Consider the following 18,001-nt stretch of genomic DNA (forward strand, 5'->3'; position numbering starts at 1 on the left):
CGCCAGATGGTGCCGAGCGCCCAGTTCCAGTGCTTCAGCAACATCGTGGACCACGAGTCCAGCTGGAACTACCAGGCGGTCAACGCCTCCTCCGGCGCCTACGGCCTCTTCCAGGCGCTGCCGGGCTCCAAGATGTCCTCGGTCGGCGCCGACTGGCAGACCAACCCGGCCACCCAGATCAAGTGGGGCCTCAACTACATGGACAGCCGCTACGGCAGCCCGTGCGAGGCGTGGTCCTTCTGGCAGGCCAACCACTGGTACTAGGCCAACCACTGGTACTGGGCCGGCCGCCGGTACCGGACCGGCCACGGGTACAGATCCGTACCCTGCTCAACCTTTCCGAGCCCCTCACCGTCCTTTCGGTGAGGGGCTTCGGCCATGTCCTGCCCCTGCATGTACGGTCGAGCCGACGACTCCAGGGGGGAGTGGTGAGGAGAAGCGGGGGAAGAGGACGGATCATGTCGCGAGTGCCACGGTGGCTCGGTCGGGTGGGTGCCGGACTGAGTGAGATGGGTGAGCGGTTGGACGAGCGCCGCGCGGAGGTCGAGCGCGAGGAGGCCGAGGCGGACGCGCCGCCCGAGCCGCCCGCGGACGCGCCGGAGGACCGCTCCCGGCCGCTCGCCGAGCACGTGACCGTCGTACCGCACCGCCCGGACCCCGCGCAGGCCGTGCCCTGGGGGGTGCGGGTCGCCGCCGAGGCCGGCTGGCGGCTGCTGGTGCTGGCGGGCACGGTCTGGGTGCTGATGCGGGTCATCAGCGCCGTCCAACTCGTCGTCCTCGCCTTCACGGTGGCCCTGCTCATCACCGCGCTGCTCCAGCCGACCGTGGCCCGGCTGAAGAGGTACGGCGTGCCGCGCGGTCTGGCCACCGCCCTGACGGCGATCTTCGGCTTCGTCGTCCTCGGGCTGCTCGGCTGGTTCGTGACCTGGCAGGTCATGGAGAACATCGACGATCTCTCCGACCAGATCCAGAACGGCATCGACGATCTGCGCGACTGGCTGCTGAAGAGCCCCTTCCACGTCACCGAGAAGCAGATCAACCAGATCTCCAAGAACCTCGCGGACGCGGTCGGCGCGAACACCGACCAGATCACCTCCGCGGGCCTGGAAGGCGTCCAGGTCGTGGTGGAGGCGCTGACCGGCATCCTGCTGACGTTCTTCTCCACCCTGTTCCTGCTGTACGACGGCCGGCGCATCTGGGAGTGGACGCTGAAGCTGGTGCCGGCGGCGGCGCGGCCGGGTGTCGCGGGCGCGGGCCCGCGGGCGTGGCGCACGCTGACGGCCTATGTGCGCGGGACCGTGATCGTCGCCCTCATCGACGCCATCTTCATCGGCCTCGGCATCTATTTCCTGGGCGTCCCGATGGCCGTGCCGCTGGCGGTCTTCATCTTCCTGTTCGCGTTCATCCCGCTCGTCGGCGCGGTGGTCTCCGGCGCGCTGGCGGTGGTGGTCGCGCTGGTGACGCAGGGCGTGTTCACGGCGGTCATGGCCCTGGCGGTGGTACTCGCGGTGCAGCAGATCGAGGGCCACATCCTCCAGCCGTTCATCCTGGGCCGCGCGGTGCGGGTGCACCCGCTGGCGGTGGTGCTGTCCGTCGCGGCGGGCGGCATGGTGGCCGGGATCGGGGGAGCGGTCGTGGCGGTGCCGCTGGTGGCGGTGACGAACACCGTGGTGGGCTATCTGCGGGCGTACGCACGCGAGTCGGCGGCGCCGCAGCCGGCCCGCGCGGTGCCCGGGAACGCCGAAGGTCCGGAGGCAGCGCCCCCGGACCCCGGTGCGGCCGACGCTACTCGGCCAGAACCGCCTCAGCGTCCAGCGTCGCACTGACCGCCTGGATCACCGAAGCGATCTTGAACGCCTCCTGGACGGTCTCGCGCTCCAGCCCCGCCTTGCGCAGCACCTGCTCGTGGGAGTCCAGGCACATGCCGCAGCCGTTGATGGCGGACACCGCGAAGGACCAGAGCTCGAAGTCGACCTTGTCGACGCCGGGGTTGCCGATGACGTTCATCCGCAGACCGGCGCGCAGGTTGCCGTACTCGTGGTCCGAGAGCAGGTGGCGGGTGCGGTAGAAGACGTTGTTCATCGCCATCACCGCGGCCGCCGCCTTCGCCGCCTGGTACGCCTCCGGCGACAGGTTGGCCTTCGCCTCCGGCGCCAGCTCGCGCAGCACGATCGGCGAGCGCGCGGCGATGGCGGTGGCCAGCACCGTGCCCCACAGCTGCTGCGCCGGCAGGTCGGAATTGCCGATGACCGAGCCGAGGTTGAGCTTCAGGTCCTTGGCGTAGTCCGGTATCGAGGACTTGAGGGAGTCGAGGGACATCTCAGGTCACTCCCCGGCCAGCAGCTTGCCCGCGTCCAGCGTCTCGTCGCCCTTGGTCCAGTTGCAGGGGCAGAGCTCGTCCGTCTGGAGCGCGTCGAGGACCCGCAGGACCTCCTTGGGGTTACGGCCGACCGAGCCCGCGGTCACCATGGAGAACTGGATCTCGTTGTTCTGGTCCACGATGAAGACCGCGCGCTTGGCGAAGCCGTCCTCGCCCTCGATGCCCAGGTCGCGCATCAGCTCACGCTTGGTGTCGGCCAGCATCGGGAACGGCAGCTCGCGCAGGTCGTCGTGGTCCTTGCGCCAGGCGTGGTGGACGTACTCGGAGTCGCCGGAGAAGCCGAGGATCTGGGCGTCGCGGTCGGCGAACTCCTCGTTCAGCTTGCCGAAGGCGGCGATCTCCGTCGGGCACACGAACGTGAAGTCGGCGGGCCATGCGAACACGATCTTCCACTTGCCCTCGTAGGACTTGTGACTGATCGTCTCGAACTCCTTGCCCTTCTCCAGCGAGACGCAGGCGGTCAGTTCGAACGCGGGGAACTTGTCACCGACAGTGAGCACAAACTCTCCTTGCAGCGAGGAAAGCGCCCTCTTGTGAAGGGTCTCTCCCTTGGGTTGGACGGGGGAGATGCTTCCACAAGGTGCATTGATTGCGGAAATCGCTACACTTGGGCGTGTTGATCGAGAGGATCTATCAGTGACCGTGAGTAGCGTCGGGGCCAAGAGGCGCCAGCCGAGCCTCGCCCAGCTGCGCGCCTTCGCCGCCGTCGCCGAGCACCTGCACTTCCGGGACGCCGCCGCCGCGATCGGCATGAGCCAGCCCGCGCTCTCCGGTGCCGTCTCGGCCCTGGAGGAGACGCTCGGGGTCACGCTGCTGGAGCGCACCACCCGCAAGGTGCTGCTCTCGCCGGCCGGCGAGCGGCTCGCCGTACGCGCCAAGGCGGTGCTGGCGGAGGTCGGGGCGCTCCTGGAGGAGGCCGAGGCGGTACGGGCCCCTTTCACCGGCGCGCTGCGGCTCGGCGTCATCCCCACCGTCGCGCCCTATCTCCTGCCCACCGTGCTCCGGCTCGTCCACGACCGCTATCCGCACCTCGACCTCCAGGTGCACGAGGAGCAGACCGCCAGCCTCCTCGACGGGCTCACCACCGGCCGCCTCGACCTGCTGCTGCTCGCCGTGCCGCTCGGGGTACCCGGGGTCATCGAACTGCCGCTCTTCGACGAGGACTTTGTGCTCGTCACGCCCCTTGGTCATCCGCTCGGCGGACGTGAGGGCATCCCGCGCGAGGCGCTGAAGGAGCTCAACCTGCTGCTCCTGGACGAGGGGCACTGCCTGCGCGACCAGGCCCTCGACATCTGCCGCGAGGCCGGGCGGGCCGACGCCCCCGTCACCACCACGGCCGCCGGACTCGCCACGCTGGTCCAGCTCGTGGCCGGCGGACTGGGCGTGACGCTGCTGCCGCGCACCGCGGTCCGCGTCGAGACCTCCCGCAGCGACCGGCTGCGCACCGGGTCCTTCGCCGAGCCGGCCCCGGCCCGCCGGGTCGCCCTCGCCATGCGTGCGGGAGCGGCGCGCGGCGCGGAGTACGGCGAACTGGCCGACGCCCTGCGGGAAGCGCTGCGACCGCTGCCCGTGCGGGTGCTGGACGCATCGGAAACAGTCGCCTGCGGATCGTTCAAATGAGCGTCGAACAAAGCGAATTCAACGCCACCGCATTGCAGTTTCTGTCAGGTCGGAACAGCTAGGAATAGTCCGCCCGAAGTAATGCCCCGCGGCTGATACACATACCCCCGTCAGTGCTACGCACCAGGCGTATGTGCGAAATGCCAAGGGGAGTGATGTCGGGCATTCGGGACTCCCTCGACCGAGTCGGCCACGACCTGCTGACGCACGCCCTGGCGCGGTGCGGGAGCGAGGAGTTCACCGGGGCGCTGAGAGTGGCCGGATCACCCGGCGGCACCCTCCACCTGAGGAACGGACTCGTCGTCGGCGCCGAGAGCCCCGGTGCCCCCGGCCCCGAAGCGCTGCTGCTGCGCTCGGGCCGGGTCACCGGCGAGCAGTGGGGCGCGCTGGTCCGGGAGTCGGGCGGAGCGCGCTGGCCCGTGACCGCGCTGATCGACGGGGGATACGCCGGAGCCGCCCAGCTCAGGGTCGTCTGCGTGATGGCCCTGCACGACGCGGCCTTCGCGATCGTCGCAGGCCGGGTGCACGGCTGTGAACGCGTCGACGAGACCGAGCCGTTCGCCACCGTCACCGTGGGGGAGATCCCCGGACGGCTGTTGCAGGACGCCAGTCGCAGACTCGCCGCCCTGAGCACCCTGCCCCACCCCGTACGCCCCGACCGCGAACGGCCCGTGCCGGTCCAGGGCGCGGACGGGGGCCCGCTCACCGACCTGCGGCGTGAGCTGCTCACCCTTGCCGACGGCCGCAGCACCGCCCGTGACCTCGCCTTCCGTACCGGGCGCTCGGTCTACACCGTCTCCGTGGAGATCGGCCGGATGCTCGGCGAGGGCCTCCTGGAGTGCCCCGGCATGCCCACCCCGATACCTGTCCGCCGACCTCTCGACGGACAGGGCGTCCGGCAGCGGCTACCGGTGCTCACCGCACCGCGGCCCGCCGCCGTACCGCCCGTGGAGCCCGAGACCCTGCCGCGGCGACAACCCGGTGCCAGCGGCATCACCGACGCGCTTTCTCCGGAGAAGAACGGGGCGAGCTGGAAAGGGTTCTTTCGCCTCCGAAACGGAGCCTCCAAATGAACAAACCGAACAGATCAGAAACGAAAGTGGAGAGTTGAGTACATGGATCACGAAGCTCTGGCGCGGGAAATGCGGGGCCTGCGGGAGCAGGTGACGGGCATCACCGACACCGCGGTCGCCGCCGCCGACGGACTGCTCATCGCGGCCGACACCGCCGATTCCATCGACCCGGACGGCCTCGCCGCCCTCGCCGCGGCCGGCGTGGGCCTGGCCCGCCGGACCATCGGCGCGACCGAACGCGGCACCCTGCGCCGGACGGTGACCTACGGCAGCCACGGCTGCGCCGCCTTCTACGCCGTGGGGGACACCGCCCTGGTGGTCGTGCTCGGCGACGAGGGCATGGACGTGAGCCGACTGCACCTGGCGGTCCAGCCGGCCCTCGACCGTATCGAAGCGATCCTGACCGCCAAGACACCCGAGGGGGTCTGAGGAGATGGCCACCAAGCGTATGACTGCCGGTTTCTCCGACCAGGTGATGAGCCTGGTGAAAACACTGCGTACCGACGCGCCCGACTGTGTGGCGGCCGGTGTGGTCGACATGGCCACCGGGATGCTTCTGGCGTACGAGACGGTGGACAACCATCCGCCCGAGGTCCTGGACCTGCTGGCGGGCGCGACCCTCGATCTGTACCAGGGGCGCACGGTCGTGATGATCGAGGACCTGTGGAAGGAGCGCCGGGGGCAGGTCGGCGACGACGCCCACTATTTCCAGGAGATCCTCGTCAACAGTGACCATGTCACCCACCTGTTCGTGAGGATGACCGAGCAGCAGGACGTGGTCGCGGTCGTCGTCTGCCGCAAGTCGGTCAACGTGGGCATGCTGCTCGCCCAGGTGCGGCGCGTGGTGCGCGAACACAACCTGTGACGCCGAAACGGCCCCTCCCGTCGGGGAGGGGCCGGGGCGCCCCCGTCACTCCGTGCGCAGACCGTCCGGCCGCATCAGCCGCAGCAGCGGCGGCAGACTCAGCAGCGTGACGACCAGGACGACCGCGGCGCCCGCGCCCGTCATCTGCAGCACGCTCATCCAGTCCACGGACACCGGGGTGGCCGTCATCTTCAGCAGGACCACGCCGAGCGTCAGTCCCACCGTCGCGGCCAGCACCAGACCGAGGCCGATCGGGATCGCCGTCTGCCACAGCACCGACAGGCTGAGGGTGGAGCGCCGGGTGCCGAAGGCGATCAGGGACGACAGCAGCTTCTTGCGTTCGCGCAGCTGCTCCAGCTGGGAGACCAGCAGGCTCGCGCCGATCAGCATCAGCACGCACGAGGCACCGATGAACAGGCCGCCGCGGATGGCGGCGTACTTCTCGTTGCGCTGGACGCTCGTGAACTGGGTCGGCTCCTCGTACGGGTTGATGAGCGCCGCCGTGTTGCGGACGTACTCGCGGGCGTCCGCCACCGACGGGTCGAGCCGCAGGAACAGTTCCGTGGTGAGCATCCGGCCGGCCTTTGCGGGCAGTGCCGACGGCGTCAGCAGCAGGCCCGCGCGGCCGATCCGGGTCGAGTCCTCCGTGGCCTGGACGCCCTTGACGTCCTTGGGGACGGTCCACGCCACCGGCTTGGTCGCCGGGTCGTCGTCGGAGTCGTCGAACCAGAGGGTCCGGCCGCTCTTGACCACCTCGGCCGTCTCGTAGGCGTAGCCGGCGCCCTTCAGCACGAACACGTCGCCGTCCCGGCAGGAGGGGAGCTTCGCGATCTTCCCGAGGGAGGCGCAGGTGCCCACGGACACGGGGGCGAAGTGCTGTGGGTCGGTGCGGGCGTCGCCGAGGTAGCTCTCGGAGATGTCGTAGACGTGCTCGACGCCCCGGGTCGCGGCGAGCTTCTTCTCGGCCGTGGCGACCGGGGTGTCGTCGACCAGGCGCATGCTCATCTGCGATCCGGTGACGTCCTCGGACTTGCGCTCCGTGTACTGGCTGTCCACGCCCGCGAACAGCATCTGCAGGGCGATCGCGCCGGCCACCGCCACCGCGATGCCGTTGACCATGCGGGCCGCCGTACCGCTGCTCAGCTGAAGCCTGCGGACGGCCAGTTGCCAGGCGACCGGGCCCGCGCCGAGCCGGGAGACGACCGCCTCGACGACCCAGGGCAGCAGTGCGGTCACGCCGACCAGCAGCAGCATGACGCCGCCGATGGTGAGGTACTGGTTGAAGTTCCCCCGGTCGTTGCCCTGGCCGATCATCGGGTACAGCATCGCGAGCCCGCCCAGCGGCAGCAGCAGCCGCCACCACAGCCGGCGTCGCGCGGGCTTCGCCGTACGGACCACACCGAGCGGTTCGATGACGACCCCGCGCAGCGCGAACTGCGTGACCAGCACGGCGGCCGCGGGCACCAGGACGGCGACCAGCAGGGCCAGCAGCGGGGAGGGGTTGAGATAGCTCGGGAAGAAGCTGTAGTCGAACAGCTCGACGGAGCCCGCGATCTGACGTCCGATCATGAAGAACCCGGCGCCCAGGACGAGGCCCACCATGGCCCCCGCCATCGCCTCGCCCGCCGCGACCCGCCGGGTCATCCGGGCGTCGGAGCCCACCAGCCTGAGGGCCGCGAGCCGCCGGTCGCGCCGCTCGCCGCCGAACCGTACGGCCGCGGCGATGAAGACCGCCACCGGTGTCAGCAGCACCGCGAAGACCACGAGGATCAGCAGGATCAGCACGGGATCCAGCGGCTCCGAGGGCTGCTGCGGGGCGCCGAACCGCTTGATACGGTCCACCACACCGCCGTTGATCTCCGGTGCCAGCCCCTCGGCGCCCCGGTAGAAGGCGAGTTCGGCCGAGCCGATCAGTCCGCGCTCCCCGATGGTCCCGACGACCCGGTCCGGCAGCCGCTCCCGCAGCAGCTTTCCGTCGGCGGAGTCCAGGAGCTTCTTCAGCGCGGGGGAGACCACCATCTCGCCCGGCGCGGGGAACGCCGGAACCCCGGGCGGCAGCGGCGCCTTCGCCCCCTCGGGCTCCAACTCCCGCCCCCGCACGATCTTGTCGTGGTACGTGGTGGTGACGTCCCCGACGATCAGGGTGTCGTCGCCCTTCTTCAGCCCGGTCGCGCTGAAGGACATGTCCGTCCGCGCGGTCTCCCGCTGGTCCCGTACCGCCATGGCGTTCGGGATCGCGGTCGTGAGCAGCAGCAGGGCCACGCCGAGTCCGACGCCGACGGCCGTCAGCAGGACCCGCACCCAGCCCTCGCGTCCCCCCGCGAACGCGAACCTGACCCCCATGGCGAGGTCCCGCGTCCACTGCCTCATACGGCCCGCTCCATGTCCCGGGACTTCCCGTCCCGTACGACGATCTCCCGGTCGGACCAGGCGGCGACCCGCGCCTCGTGCGTGACGAGGACGACGGCGGCGTTGGTGGAGCGGGCGGCGTCGGTGAGCAGTTCCATCACCCGCTCGCCGTTGAGGGAGTCGAGCGCGCCGGTCGGTTCGTCGGCGAAGAGCACGCGCGGGCTGGTCACCAACGACCGTGCCACGGCGACGCGTTGGCCCTGGCCGCCGGAGACCTCACCGGGCCGCTTCTTGCGGAGGTCGTCGACCTCCAGGCGTTCCATCCACGTCAGCGCGGTCCTCTCGGCCTCCTTGCGCGAGGTGCCGTTCAGCCGCAGCGGCAGCGCGACGTTCTCGACGCAGGTCAACTCCGGTACCAGCTGCCCGAACTGGAAGACGAACCCGAACTCGGAGCGCCGCAGCAGACTGCGCTGGGCGTCGTTCATGGTCGCCAGTTCGCGGCCGTCGTACATGATCGAGCCGGAGTCGGGCGTCACGATCCCGGCGAGACAGTGCAGCAGCGTCGACTTGCCGGAGCCGGACGGGCCCATCACGGCGACGACCTCACCGGGGTGGATGGAGAACTCGGCGCCGTCGAGGGCGACGGTCGGGCCGTACGCCTTGCACAGCTTGTCGGCCAGGAGCAGGGAGCCTGCGGGCGCGTTCACTTGACCACCACCTGCGCCAGCTTGTCGAGCCGCGCGGCGGTGAGCTCCAGCCAGCGCAGGTCCGCCTCCAGGTGGAACAGGGCGTGGTCGCAGATGAGTTGGTCCGCGAGATCGCCCTTGCGCTTGCGGTCGGTGAGGATGCGCATCATCCGCAGGTGCTCCGAGCGCTGGGTGTCGAGGATGTCGGCCGCGTTCCGGTGCGTCAGCAGCGCGAGGACGACCTTGGTGTAGAGGGTCGACTGCAGGTACGGCTCGGGCTTCTCGGGCGTGGCGAGCCACTGCTGTACGTCGGTGATCCCGGCTTCGGTGATCGCGTACCGCTTGCGCTCGGGCCCGCCGCCGGGCTCGATGCCGTCGACCTCGACGAGGCCGTTCTTCAACAGCCGGGACATCGTCGAGTAGACCTGGCCGTAGTGCAGCGGCCGGTCGTGACCGAACTTCTCGTCGAAGGCCCGCTTGAGGTCGTAGCCGTGGCGGGGCCCGGACTCCAGGAGTCCCAGGAGGGTGTGACCGATGGACATGGGGAGGACTGTACATGCGGTGTATACCTCGCATGTATACGTCGAGTGTGTAGACCGTGCGGGTGGGTGACGAACCCCAGGTGAGGGGCGATTGTCACGGTTCTGCTACACGGACCTCAGGAGTCTCCGACGTGCTGGTCTCGGGCGTCCGCGGCGCCGGGCCTCAGGCATCCGGATCGGCCGGCGGCCGTCCCCGGCGCGGGATGGGCCGGACCTCGCCCGGCAGCCGTCCCGCGTCCGCGAGCGCCTTGCGCAGCAGGAACTCGATCTGCGCGTTCGCCGACCGCAGCTCGTCCCCGGCCCAGCGGGCGAGCGCGTCGTAGACCGACGGGTCCAGCCGCAGCAGCACCTGCTTGCGCTGCTGCGGCCGCCGCCTGGGCGCGGACTCCTCCTGGGACTCCGTCACTGGTAGAGGGTCCCGGTGTTCAGGACGGGCTGGGCCGCGCGGTCCCCGCACAGCACCACCATCAGGTTCGACACCATTGCCGCCTTCCGCTCGTCGTCCAGCTCCACGATGTCCTGCTCGCTGATCCGGGCCAGCGCCGCCTCCACCATGCCCACCGCGCCGTCCACGATCTGCCGCCGCGCCGCGACGATCGCGCCGGCCTGCTGCCGCTGGAGCATCGCCGAGGCGATCTCGGGAGCGTACGCGAGGTGCGTGAAGCGGGACTCGATGATCTCCACACCGGCCGCCTCCACGCGCGCGTGCAGCTCCAGCGCGAGCTTCTCGGTGATCTCCTCGGCGTTGCCGCGCAGCGACAGGCCGCCCTCCTCGTGGGCGTCGTAGGGGTACTCGATGGCGATGTGCCGCACGGCCGCCTCGGTCTGCGTCGACACGAACTCGATGTAGTCGTCGACCTCGAAGGTGGCCTGCGCGGTGTCCTCGACCCGCCACACCACGACCGCGGCCAGCTCGATGGGGTTGCCGTAGGCGTCGTTGACCTTCAGGACGGCCGTCTCGTGGTTGCGGACGCGGGTGGAGATCTTGGTGCGCGAGGTGAAGGGGTTCACCCAGCGCAGGCCGTCCTGCCGGATCGTCCCCCGGTAGCGCCCGAAGAGCTGCACGACCCGCGCCTCGCCCGGCGCCACCGTGTTCAGCCCGCACATGGCGAGGAAGGCGGCGAGGCCGATCAGGATGCCGCCGGTGATGAGCCCGGCCTTCGCGCCGGTCGCCGAGACCGCCGTGGCGCTCGCGATCATTCCGGCGCCCACGAACAGCCCCAGCAGGCCGAGCAGCAGGGCGAGCCCGCCGCCGATGCTGTGCGCCGCGAACTCCCGCACGCGCGGGGCGGGCATGGCGGGTACGTCGGCGACCGTGTCGTCGTGGGTGGTCGTGTCGTGTGCGGTCATGGGGGTCCCCCGTTCTCGTACTGCCTAGCTTTGGTCTAGCTAAGTGATATCACTTTAACCCGTCGAGGCAACCTTGGGCAGCCCTCGCACGTCGGTTCCATGGGAGCGGGTGCTGATTGTCACGTCCGTAAAAGGCCGGATCGGCCGCCCTTTGTCACATCTCCCGGTGTTAGCTTTCTGAGCTGACCTGAGCGGCGAACCTGTGTGACAGACGTGCACACATGAACGAAGCGGAGCGGAACGGACCCATGGGACGAGCGGAAGAAAGACGAGCGCGGCAGCGCGGCGGTCGACGCGCCGCGCCCAAGCGCCGTTCGTCGCGGGCGGCCGGCAGCGCGAGCGTCGGAGCCGAGAAGAGCCTCATACGCAGGCTGTTCACCTGGAAGAAGATCCTGGGCACGTTCCTCGGCTTCTGCCTGCTCGGCATCGGCGCCTTCATCGTGCTGTACATGATGGTCCAGGTCCCCGAGGGGAACGCGCTGGCCCAGCAGCAGAGCAACACCATCAAGTACAGCAACGGCGACGTCCTGGTCCGCGACGGCGACGTGAACCGCGAGAACGTCGAACTCGCCAAGATCCCCAAGAAGGTCCAGCTCACCTTCGTCGCCGCCGAGAACAAGTCCTTCTACCAGGACGCCGGCGTCGACCTGAAGGGCACCGCCCGCGGTCTGCTCAACACCCTCTCCGGCAAGGGCAAGCAGGGCGGTTCGACCATCACCCAGCAGTACGTCAAGAACTACTACCTCACGCAGGACCAGACGGTCACCCGCAAGCTCAGGGAACTGGTGATCTCGCTCAAGGTGGACCGCCAGAAGTCCAAGGACGAGATCCTCGAGGGCTACATCAACACCAGCTACTACGGCCGCACCGCCTACGGCATCCAGGCCGCCGCGCAGGCGTACTACCGCGTCGACGCCGACCAGCTCAGCGTCGAGCAGGGCGCCTACCTCGCCGCCCTCCTCCAGGCGCCGAGCCAGTACGACTGGGCGGTCGCCTCGGACTACAGCAAGAAGCTGGTGCAGGAACGCTGGAACTACGTCCTCGACAACATGGTCGAGGAGGGCTGGCTGAAGGCCGCCGAGCGCGCGGACATGACGTTCCCGAAGCCCAAGGCGCCCAAGGCCGAGGCCGGACTCAAGGGGCAGAAGGGCTACTTCGTCAAGCTCGCCAAGCAGCAGCTCGTCAAGCAGCTGATGACCAACGACGGCCTCACCCAGGACGAGGCGGAGGCGCAGTACGACAAGGGTGGCTGGACCATCACCCTGAACATCGACAAGAAGAAGCAGGCCCAGCTGGAGAAGGCGGTCAAGACCCAGCTGACCGACAAGCTGGACCCGGACGAGCGCAAGGTCGACCAGTACATCCAGGCCGGTGCCGCCTCCGTCGACCCCAAGACCGGGAAGATCGTCGCCCTCTACGGCGGCGAGGACTACACCAAGCACTACTACAACAACGCCAACCGCGTGGACTACCAGCCCGCCTCGACGTTCAAGCCGGTCATCCTGGCGGCCGCCCTGGAGGAGCGCGCCAAGACCCAGGACGGCAAGGAGATCAGCGCCAGCACGGTCTACGACGGCACGAGCAAGCGGCCCGTCAAGGGCAGCGACATCCCCTTCGACCCGGAGAACGAGGACGACACCGACTACGGCGACGTCACCGTCCAGACGGCGATGAACAAGTCCGTCAACTCCGTCTTCGCGCAGATGGGCGTCGACGTCGGCATGGACAAGGTCCTGGACACCGCCGAGAAGCTCGGCATGGACACCGGCGACCTGAAGGCACTGCCCGCCTACACCCTCGGCACCATGGGCGCGAGCCCGATCCAGATGGCCGGGGTCTACGCCACCCTCGACAACCACGGCAAGAAGGTCACTCCGACCATCATCAAGTCGGCCGAGCGCAACGGCAGCGAGGTCGAGATGGCCGACCCCGTCGGCGAGCAGGTCATCAGCCGCGAGACGGCGGACTCGGTGACCTCGGTGCTGACGGGCGTGGTCGACGACGGTACGGCCAAGCTGTCCGTCCGCGACAACCCGCTGCGCGACGGCCAGCAGGTCGCCGGCAAGACGGGTACGTCCGACGACAACCTCTCCGCCTGGTTCACCGGGTACACCCCCGACCTGGTCACCTCGGTCGGCCTGTTCGGTGAGAACCCCAAGAGCAAGAAGCAGGAGAAGATGTACGGCGCCGGCGGGGAGGACCGCGTCAACGGCGGCGGCTTCCCGGCGCACATCTGGGCGGCGTACATGTTCGGCGTGACGTCCACGTCCGCCGAGTTCGACCTGGACACCGACCAGGGCGCGGCCGTCGAGCCGAGCTGGACCCCGACGCCGACCAAGTCGGCGACCCAGACGCCGACCGAGGAGCCGACGACCCAGGAGCCGACGACCGAGGCCCCGACGCAGACGCCCACCCAGACGCCCACCCAGACCCCGACGCAGACACCCACGCAGACCCCGACCCAGACGCCGACGACGAGGCCGACGACGGACCCGCCGGTGGACCCGCTGGACCCGGTGGACGGGCAGTAGACGCGGAGAGGGCGCCCGGTCCGCACCGGGCGCCCTCTGGCGTCTCAAGGGTCGTCGGGGGGGCTATCCCCCTCGGTTCAGCTCGAACCAGACGACCTTCCCGGTGCTCAACCGGGTGGCGCCCCAGCGCCGCGCGAGCCTGTTGACGAGGTACAGACCCCGCCCGCCCTCGTCGGTGGCGCGGGCCTGCCGAAGGCGCGGCAGCTGCGGCACGTCGTCGCCGACCTCGCAGCGCAGCACGTCGGTCCGCAGCAGCCGCAGGGTCACCGGCCGGGACGCGTACCGCACCGCGTTGGTGACGACCTCGCTCACCAGCAGCTCGACGGAGTCGGAAAGTTCTTCGAGTCCCCAGCGGGACAGGGCCCGCCGGGCCAGCCGCCGGGCACGGCCGGGGGCCGCGTCCTCGGGTTCCAGGAACCAGTACGCCACGTCGCTGGGCGCGATCCCGTCGAAGCGGGCCGCGAGCAGCGCGATGTCGTCGTCCCGGTCGCCGGGACCGAGCATGTCGAGGACCTCGTCGCAGAGGGCCTCCAGCGGCGGCGGATGGTCGGGTCCGGTCAGCTGTGCGGTCGCGGCCAGCCTCTCGCGCAGCTGCTCTATGCCGGTCCACACGTCCCGCAGCCGGGACTCGACCAGCCCGTCCGTGTACAGGAGCAGGGTCGCACCGGCCGGGGCGTCCAGCTCCACGGCCTCGAAGTCGACACCGCCGACCCCGATCGGGGCGCCCGGAGGCACCCGCAGCACCTCGGCCCGGCCGCCCAGGTGCAGCAGGACCGGCGGCGGGTGGCCCGCGTTGGCGATGGTGATGCGGTGGGAGACCGGGTCGTAGACGGCGTAGAGGCAGGTCGCCATGCGGTCGGTGCCCAGTCGCTGCGCCTGTTCGTCGAGGTGGTGGAGCACCTCCTGCGGCGGCAGGTCGAGCCCGGCCAGCGTCTGGGCGGTCGTCCGCAGCTGGCCCATGATGGCCGCCGAGGTCATGGAGTGGCCCATCACGTCACCGACGACCAGCGCGACCCGGCTGCCCGGCAGCGGGATGGCGTCGTACCAGTCGCCGCCCACGCGCGCGGTCTCGGCGGCCGGGAGATAGCGCGAGGCCAGCCGGACACCGGTCGGGCGGGGGAGCGTCTCCGGGAGCATGGTGCGCTGCAACTCGTCGGCGATGTACGCCTCGCGGCCGTACAGCACCGCCTTGTCGATGCCCAGCGCGCTGTGCGTGGCGAGCTGGGCGGCGACCAGCAGGTCGTCCTGCTCGAACGCGACGCGCTCCGGGCGGCGCAGGAACAGGGCGGCGCCGATGACCCGGCGCCGGCCGCGCAGCGGGGCGAGGATGGCCCGCTGGCCGGCGGGAACGATCAATTCGCCGCCTTCGCCGAGGAGTTCGGGCAGCGCGGCGCGGGCCGCGGGGGAGTCCGTGAAGACCGGGCGTACCCCGCGCAGCACCTCGGCGAGCGCGCCGCCGGCCCGCACCTCGCACAGCTCGGCGGTGACGGCCGACAGCTCGGTCAGCTCCGCCGGCTCCGGCTGCAGCGCGGGCGAGACGAACCCGCCCTCGGTGTCCCGCTCCTCGGGGATGCGGTCGGTGCGGCGCAGCCGCAGCACCAGCGGGCCGGTGGGCCGCTCGTCGCCGACCGGCAGCGGGTCGCGCAGATAGACCAGGATCGCGTCGGAGAACGTCGGCACGGTCGCCCGGCACAGCCCCATCACGATCTCGTCGAGGTCGATGCCGCGGGCGATCCGCCGGGTCGCCGCGCCCACGAAGCGCAGCCGGTCCCCGTCCCGCCGCATGGGCGTGGGCCGGCCGGGCGGCAGGCCCTGTCCGGTACGGCGCTCGGCGGCCGTGGAATCGCTCCCGACCTGGGTCGGGATCACATCGGGCAGCTCGCTCACGGGCCTCGGCCGGTGGGTGTCCGGCTCGGCGGCGACGGTGGGCTGGGAGTGCTCGGGGTCGCTGCCGGGCTGCGGTGTGGTCATGTCAGATCCGGGGGCAGGCGTCTCGCCGGCACGGGCTTGGGCCGGTAAGGCGTTGTGCGGGGGCGTGGAGGCACGCAGGAGCGCCCCGCGGGGGTCCGCGGGGTCGGCGCCCGTCTGGGGGCGCTCGAAGGAGGTGGGCTGCTCCGTCACGCGTGTCAAATCCGTCCGTTGGGTGCTGCGCGCCGCGCGTGCAGTTCGTCCCGCAGAGATGCCGATACCCGGATTGCCTGCCCCAGGAACGGAATTCCCGCGTGGTCAGAGGCTGTTCCTGTGCCACGGCCGGTCCGCCCGACCGCGCCCGTGTTGCCCGCGTACCCCTCGATCACGTCCTGCCGCCCCTCGGTGACGAATGGTCAAGCTCAGTGCATGCTCCGGTAGTTGCCGCCGCGCGCTCTTGCGGAGGACGATCCTACGTTTGTTGCCCGGGGGCGCATCAAGGGTCTCATGAGGACACGTGCGCGGGCGTACGGTCCCAGTCTTCCGGGAGCAACGGTACGGCCCAGCCCGGATCCGGCCGCCAGTGCTGCCAGCCGTCCGAGTACGGCCGGCCCCAGGCGCGGATCACCTCCACCGCGGACCGGCCCGCCGCCCGGACCTGTTCGGCCTGCGCGGCGTCCATCAGCCCGTCCCGCTGGGCCTGCGCGAACTCGTCCTCGTCGCGCCAGTGCCAACTGCGGTCCGGGTGCACGGAGATGTCGAGGAAGTGATCCTCGGAGTCGACCCCGCCCGCCCAACGCGTGAGCGGTGTCTCAAGATTCACGTACCAGTTCTTGAACTGCCAGCCCGGCTCCCAGAACAGCCACACCGACCAGGGCTCACCGGGCCGCGCCAGCTTCAGCACACCCGTGCCGAACCAGCGGTCGCGCTGGACGGCACGGGGCTTGGTGTAACGGCTCTCCAGCGGCTCCGCGTGCACGGGCGTGCCGTCGGCGAGCACCGGCTTCACGCACTCGGTGCCGGGCGCCATCCACACGGCGAGCAGCTCGGGATCGTCCCTCACGACGGTCACGGGGCGGGCGATGTGGAAGCGCTCGCCGCCGTTCTCCCGGTAGCGCCACAGGATCTGGCTCCCGGGCTCCCAGAAGGACGCCGACGTACCCGCTTCCGCTGCTCTCACCGCTCCACCCTCTGCCATGGACAGATATTAGGTGCCATGGGCATACGACGCTGCGGCACGCGTCACGGTTCTGCGGGCCGGCGTCTGTTGTTACGGATGCGTCATCCGCAGGACATCCAGCGCCTCGTCGAGCTGCTCGACGCTGAGGTCCCCGCGCTCCACGTACCCGCCCTCCAGCACGACTTGACGGATGGTCTTCCGCTCCGCGAGCGCCTTCTTGGCGACCTTGGCGGCCTCCTCGTACCCGATGTACTTGTTGAGCGGGGTGACGACGGAGGGTGACGACTCGGCGTACTCGCGCGCGCGTTCCCGGTGCGCGACGGTGCCGTCGACGGTCCGGTCGGCGAGCAGCCGGGAGACGCTGGCGAGCAGCCTGATGGATTCGAGCACGTTCTTCGCGATGACCGGCAGCATCACATTGAGCTCGAAGTTACCGGCGGCACCGGCGGCGGCGACGGTCGCGTCATTGCCGATGACCTGGGCGGAGACCATGAGAACGGCCTCCGGGATGACCGGGTTGACCTTCCCCGGCATGATCGAGGACCCCGGCTGGAGATCGGGCAGCGAGATCTCGGCGAGCCCGGTGCGCGGCCCGGAGGCCATCCACCGCAGATCGTTGGCGATCTTCGTCAGCCCGACCGCGATGGTCCGCAGCTGCCCGCTGGTCTCGACGATCCCGTCCCGGGCCCCCTGCGCCTCGAAGTGGTCGCGGGCCTCGGTCAGCGGCAGCCCGGTCATGCGCGCGACCTCCTCGATGACGGCGGCGGAGAACCCGGGCGGCGTGTTGATGCCGGTCCCGACCGCGGTACCCCCGAGGGGGAGCTCGGCGAGGCGGGGAAGGGACGCGTAGAGCCGCTCGACGCCGTACCGCACCTGGGCGGCGTACCCGCCGAACTCCTGCCCCAGGGTCACGGGCGTGGCGTCCATGAGATGGGTCCGCCCGGACTTCACGACGTCGGCGAACTCCTCCGACTTCCGGGAGAGGGAGTCGGCGAGATGCTCGAGGGCGGGGATGAGATCACGGGTGACGGCGGCGGTGGCGGCGATGTGGATGGAGGACGGGAAGACGTCGTTGGACGACTGGGAGGCGTTGACGTGGTCGTTGGGGTGCACGTCCCGCCCGAGCCGCTCGGTGGCGAGGGTGGCGACGACCTCGTTGGTGTTCATGTTGGACGAGGTCCCGGACCCGGTCTGGAAGACGTCGACGGGGAAGTGCGCGTCCCACTCGCCGGCGGCGACCTCGGCCGCGGCCTCCTGGATCGCCTCGGCGACGTCCTTGTCGAGCACTCCCAGCCGCGCGTTGACCTTCGCGGCGGCCCCCTTGATCCGCGCGAGCGCCTCGATGTGCGCCCGCTCGATCCGCTGCCCGGAGATGGGGAAGTTCTCGACGGCCCGCTGCGTCTGCGCCCGCCACTTGGCGTCGACGGGGACGCGGACCTCGCCCATGGAGTCGTGCTCGATGCGGTATTCGCTCATGCCGGGTACAGCGACCGGGACGCCGGAGATGTTCCGGGCCG

Annotated in this window: 17 protein-coding genes; 7 read left to right on the plus strand and 10 right to left on the minus strand. The window is 70.4% G+C overall.

Going from position 1 to position 18,001, the window contains the following annotated elements:
* Both DI272_RS45560 and DI272_RS29230 read left to right on the plus strand, forming a co-directional pair.
* The coding region (locus tag DI272_RS45560; protein WP_258314711.1) for a lytic transglycosylase domain-containing protein at positions 1–264 on the plus strand (264 nt) is incomplete at its 5' end.
* Positions 265–458: 194 nt separating this feature from the next.
* Positions 459–1,826, plus strand: coding sequence for an AI-2E family transporter (locus DI272_RS29230; protein WP_109498195.1), 1,368 nt, complete (start codon positions 459–461; stop codon positions 1,824–1,826).
* Here DI272_RS29230 and DI272_RS29235 read toward each other — a convergent pair.
* Complete coding sequence (locus DI272_RS29235) at positions 1,786–2,319, minus strand: alkyl hydroperoxide reductase (RefSeq protein ID WP_109498196.1); 534 nt, start codon at positions 2,317–2,319, stop codon at positions 1,786–1,788. The genes DI272_RS29230 and DI272_RS29235 overlap by 41 nt on opposite strands.
* A 6-nt stretch (positions 2,320–2,325) precedes the next feature.
* Positions 2,326–2,880 carry a peroxiredoxin gene (locus DI272_RS29240; RefSeq protein ID WP_109498197.1) on the minus strand — a complete coding sequence of 185 codons (555 nt, stop codon included), beginning with the start codon at positions 2,878–2,880 and terminating at the stop codon, positions 2,326–2,328.
* Positions 2,881–3,016: 136 nt separating this feature from the next.
* On the opposite strand from DI272_RS29240, the gene DI272_RS29245 reads away from it, so the two are divergent.
* The 4 genes from DI272_RS29245 (at position 3,017) to DI272_RS29260 (ending at position 5,938) form a co-directional block, all read left to right on the plus strand.
* Positions 3,017–4,000 (plus strand): LysR substrate-binding domain-containing protein, encoded by a 984-nt coding sequence (locus DI272_RS29245; protein WP_109498198.1) that lies wholly within the window; start codon positions 3,017–3,019, stop codon positions 3,998–4,000.
* 155 nt (positions 4,001–4,155) lie between these two features.
* Entirely contained in the window at positions 4,156–5,073 is a 918-nt protein-coding gene (locus DI272_RS29250; RefSeq protein ID WP_109498199.1) for a MarR family transcriptional regulator, read from the plus strand.
* Between the two features lie 42 nt (positions 5,074–5,115).
* Positions 5,116–5,502: a roadblock/LC7 domain-containing protein gene (locus DI272_RS29255; RefSeq protein ID WP_181387345.1), complete on the plus strand. Its 387-nt coding sequence runs from the start codon at positions 5,116–5,118 to the stop codon at positions 5,500–5,502.
* Positions 5,503–5,506: 4 nt separating this feature from the next.
* Positions 5,507–5,938, plus strand: a complete 432-nt coding sequence (locus tag DI272_RS29260; protein WP_109498201.1) for a hypothetical protein — start codon at positions 5,507–5,509, stop codon at positions 5,936–5,938.
* Positions 5,939–5,983: 45 nt separating this feature from the next.
* On the opposite strand, the gene DI272_RS29265 is transcribed toward DI272_RS29260, so the two are convergent.
* The 5 genes from DI272_RS29265 to DI272_RS29285 form a co-directional block, all read right to left on the minus strand.
* Positions 5,984–8,308, minus strand: coding sequence for an ABC transporter permease (locus DI272_RS29265; protein WP_109498202.1), 2,325 nt, complete (start codon positions 8,306–8,308; stop codon positions 5,984–5,986).
* Positions 8,305–8,994 carry an ABC transporter ATP-binding protein gene (locus DI272_RS29270; RefSeq protein ID WP_109498203.1) on the minus strand — a complete coding sequence of 230 codons (690 nt, stop codon included), beginning with the start codon at positions 8,992–8,994 and terminating at the stop codon, positions 8,305–8,307. The genes DI272_RS29265 and DI272_RS29270 overlap by 4 nt, the downstream gene beginning before the upstream one ends.
* Positions 8,991–9,515 (minus strand): PadR family transcriptional regulator, encoded by a 525-nt coding sequence (locus tag DI272_RS29275; protein WP_109498204.1) that lies wholly within the window; start codon positions 9,513–9,515, stop codon positions 8,991–8,993. The genes DI272_RS29270 and DI272_RS29275 overlap by 4 nt, the downstream gene beginning before the upstream one ends.
* A 163-nt stretch (positions 9,516–9,678) precedes the next feature.
* Complete coding sequence (locus DI272_RS29280) at positions 9,679–9,921, minus strand: hypothetical protein (protein ID WP_109498205.1); 243 nt, start codon at positions 9,919–9,921, stop codon at positions 9,679–9,681.
* Positions 9,918–10,865 (minus strand): SPFH domain-containing protein, encoded by a 948-nt coding sequence (locus DI272_RS29285; protein ID WP_109498206.1) that lies wholly within the window; start codon positions 10,863–10,865, stop codon positions 9,918–9,920. Before DI272_RS29285 ends, DI272_RS29280 begins: the two co-directional genes overlap by 4 nt.
* A 248-nt stretch (positions 10,866–11,113) precedes the next feature.
* On the opposite strand from DI272_RS29285, the gene DI272_RS29290 reads away from it, so the two are divergent.
* A complete protein-coding gene (locus tag DI272_RS29290) occupies positions 11,114–13,396 on the plus strand; it encodes a transglycosylase domain-containing protein (RefSeq protein WP_109498207.1) in 2,283 nt (760 codons plus the stop codon).
* 63 nt (positions 13,397–13,459) lie between these two features.
* On the opposite strand, the gene DI272_RS29295 is transcribed toward DI272_RS29290, so the two are convergent.
* From DI272_RS29295 to DI272_RS29305, 3 genes are all read right to left on the minus strand, one after another.
* The gene (locus DI272_RS29295; RefSeq protein WP_109498208.1) at positions 13,460–15,517 is read right to left on the minus strand and encodes an ATP-binding SpoIIE family protein phosphatase; all 2,058 of its coding nucleotides are present in this window, start codon (positions 15,515–15,517) and stop codon (positions 13,460–13,462) included.
* Positions 15,518–15,809: 292 nt separating this feature from the next.
* On the minus strand, positions 15,810–16,502 hold the full coding sequence (locus DI272_RS29300; RefSeq protein ID WP_109498209.1) for a DUF402 domain-containing protein: 693 nt from the start codon (positions 16,500–16,502) through the stop codon (positions 15,810–15,812).
* Positions 16,503–16,574: 72 nt separating this feature from the next.
* Positions 16,575–17,960, minus strand: a complete 1,386-nt coding sequence (locus DI272_RS29305; protein ID WP_109498210.1) for an aspartate ammonia-lyase — start codon at positions 17,958–17,960, stop codon at positions 16,575–16,577.
* Positions 17,961–18,001: the final 41 nt, after the last annotated feature.

It is taken from the genome of Streptomyces sp. Act143, from assembly GCF_003143935.1.
GTDB lineage: Bacteria > Actinomycetota > Actinomycetes > Streptomycetales > Streptomycetaceae > Streptomyces.

Bases quoted from the DNA above. Each gene is read 5' to 3' on its own strand.
- DI272_RS29265 (WP_109498202.1), bottom strand. From the start codon at position 8,308: ATGAGGCAGTGGACGCGGGACCTCGCCATGGGGGTCAGGTTCGCGTTC.
- DI272_RS29290 (WP_109498207.1), top strand. From the start codon at position 11,114: ATGGGACGAGCGGAAGAAAGACGAGCGCGGCAGCGCGGCGGTCGACGC.
- DI272_RS29230 (WP_109498195.1), top strand. From the start codon at position 459: ATGTCGCGAGTGCCACGGTGGCTCGGTCGGGTGGGTGCCGGACTGAGT.
- DI272_RS29260 (WP_109498201.1), top strand. From the start codon at position 5,507: ATGGCCACCAAGCGTATGACTGCCGGTTTCTCCGACCAGGTGATGAGC.
- DI272_RS29285 (WP_109498206.1), bottom strand. From the start codon at position 10,865: ATGACCGCACACGACACGACCACCCACGACGACACGGTCGCCGACGTA.
- DI272_RS29305 (WP_109498210.1), bottom strand. From the start codon at position 17,960: ATGAGCGAATACCGCATCGAGCACGACTCCATGGGCGAGGTCCGCGTC.
- DI272_RS29250 (WP_109498199.1), top strand. From the start codon at position 4,156: ATGTCGGGCATTCGGGACTCCCTCGACCGAGTCGGCCACGACCTGCTG.
- DI272_RS29300 (WP_109498209.1), bottom strand. From the start codon at position 16,502: ATGGCAGAGGGTGGAGCGGTGAGAGCAGCGGAAGCGGGTACGTCGGCG.
- DI272_RS29235 (WP_109498196.1), bottom strand. From the start codon at position 2,319: ATGTCCCTCGACTCCCTCAAGTCCTCGATACCGGACTACGCCAAGGAC.
- DI272_RS29275 (WP_109498204.1), bottom strand. From the start codon at position 9,515: ATGTCCATCGGTCACACCCTCCTGGGACTCCTGGAGTCCGGGCCCCGC.
- DI272_RS29255 (WP_181387345.1), top strand. From the start codon at position 5,116: ATGGATCACGAAGCTCTGGCGCGGGAAATGCGGGGCCTGCGGGAGCAG.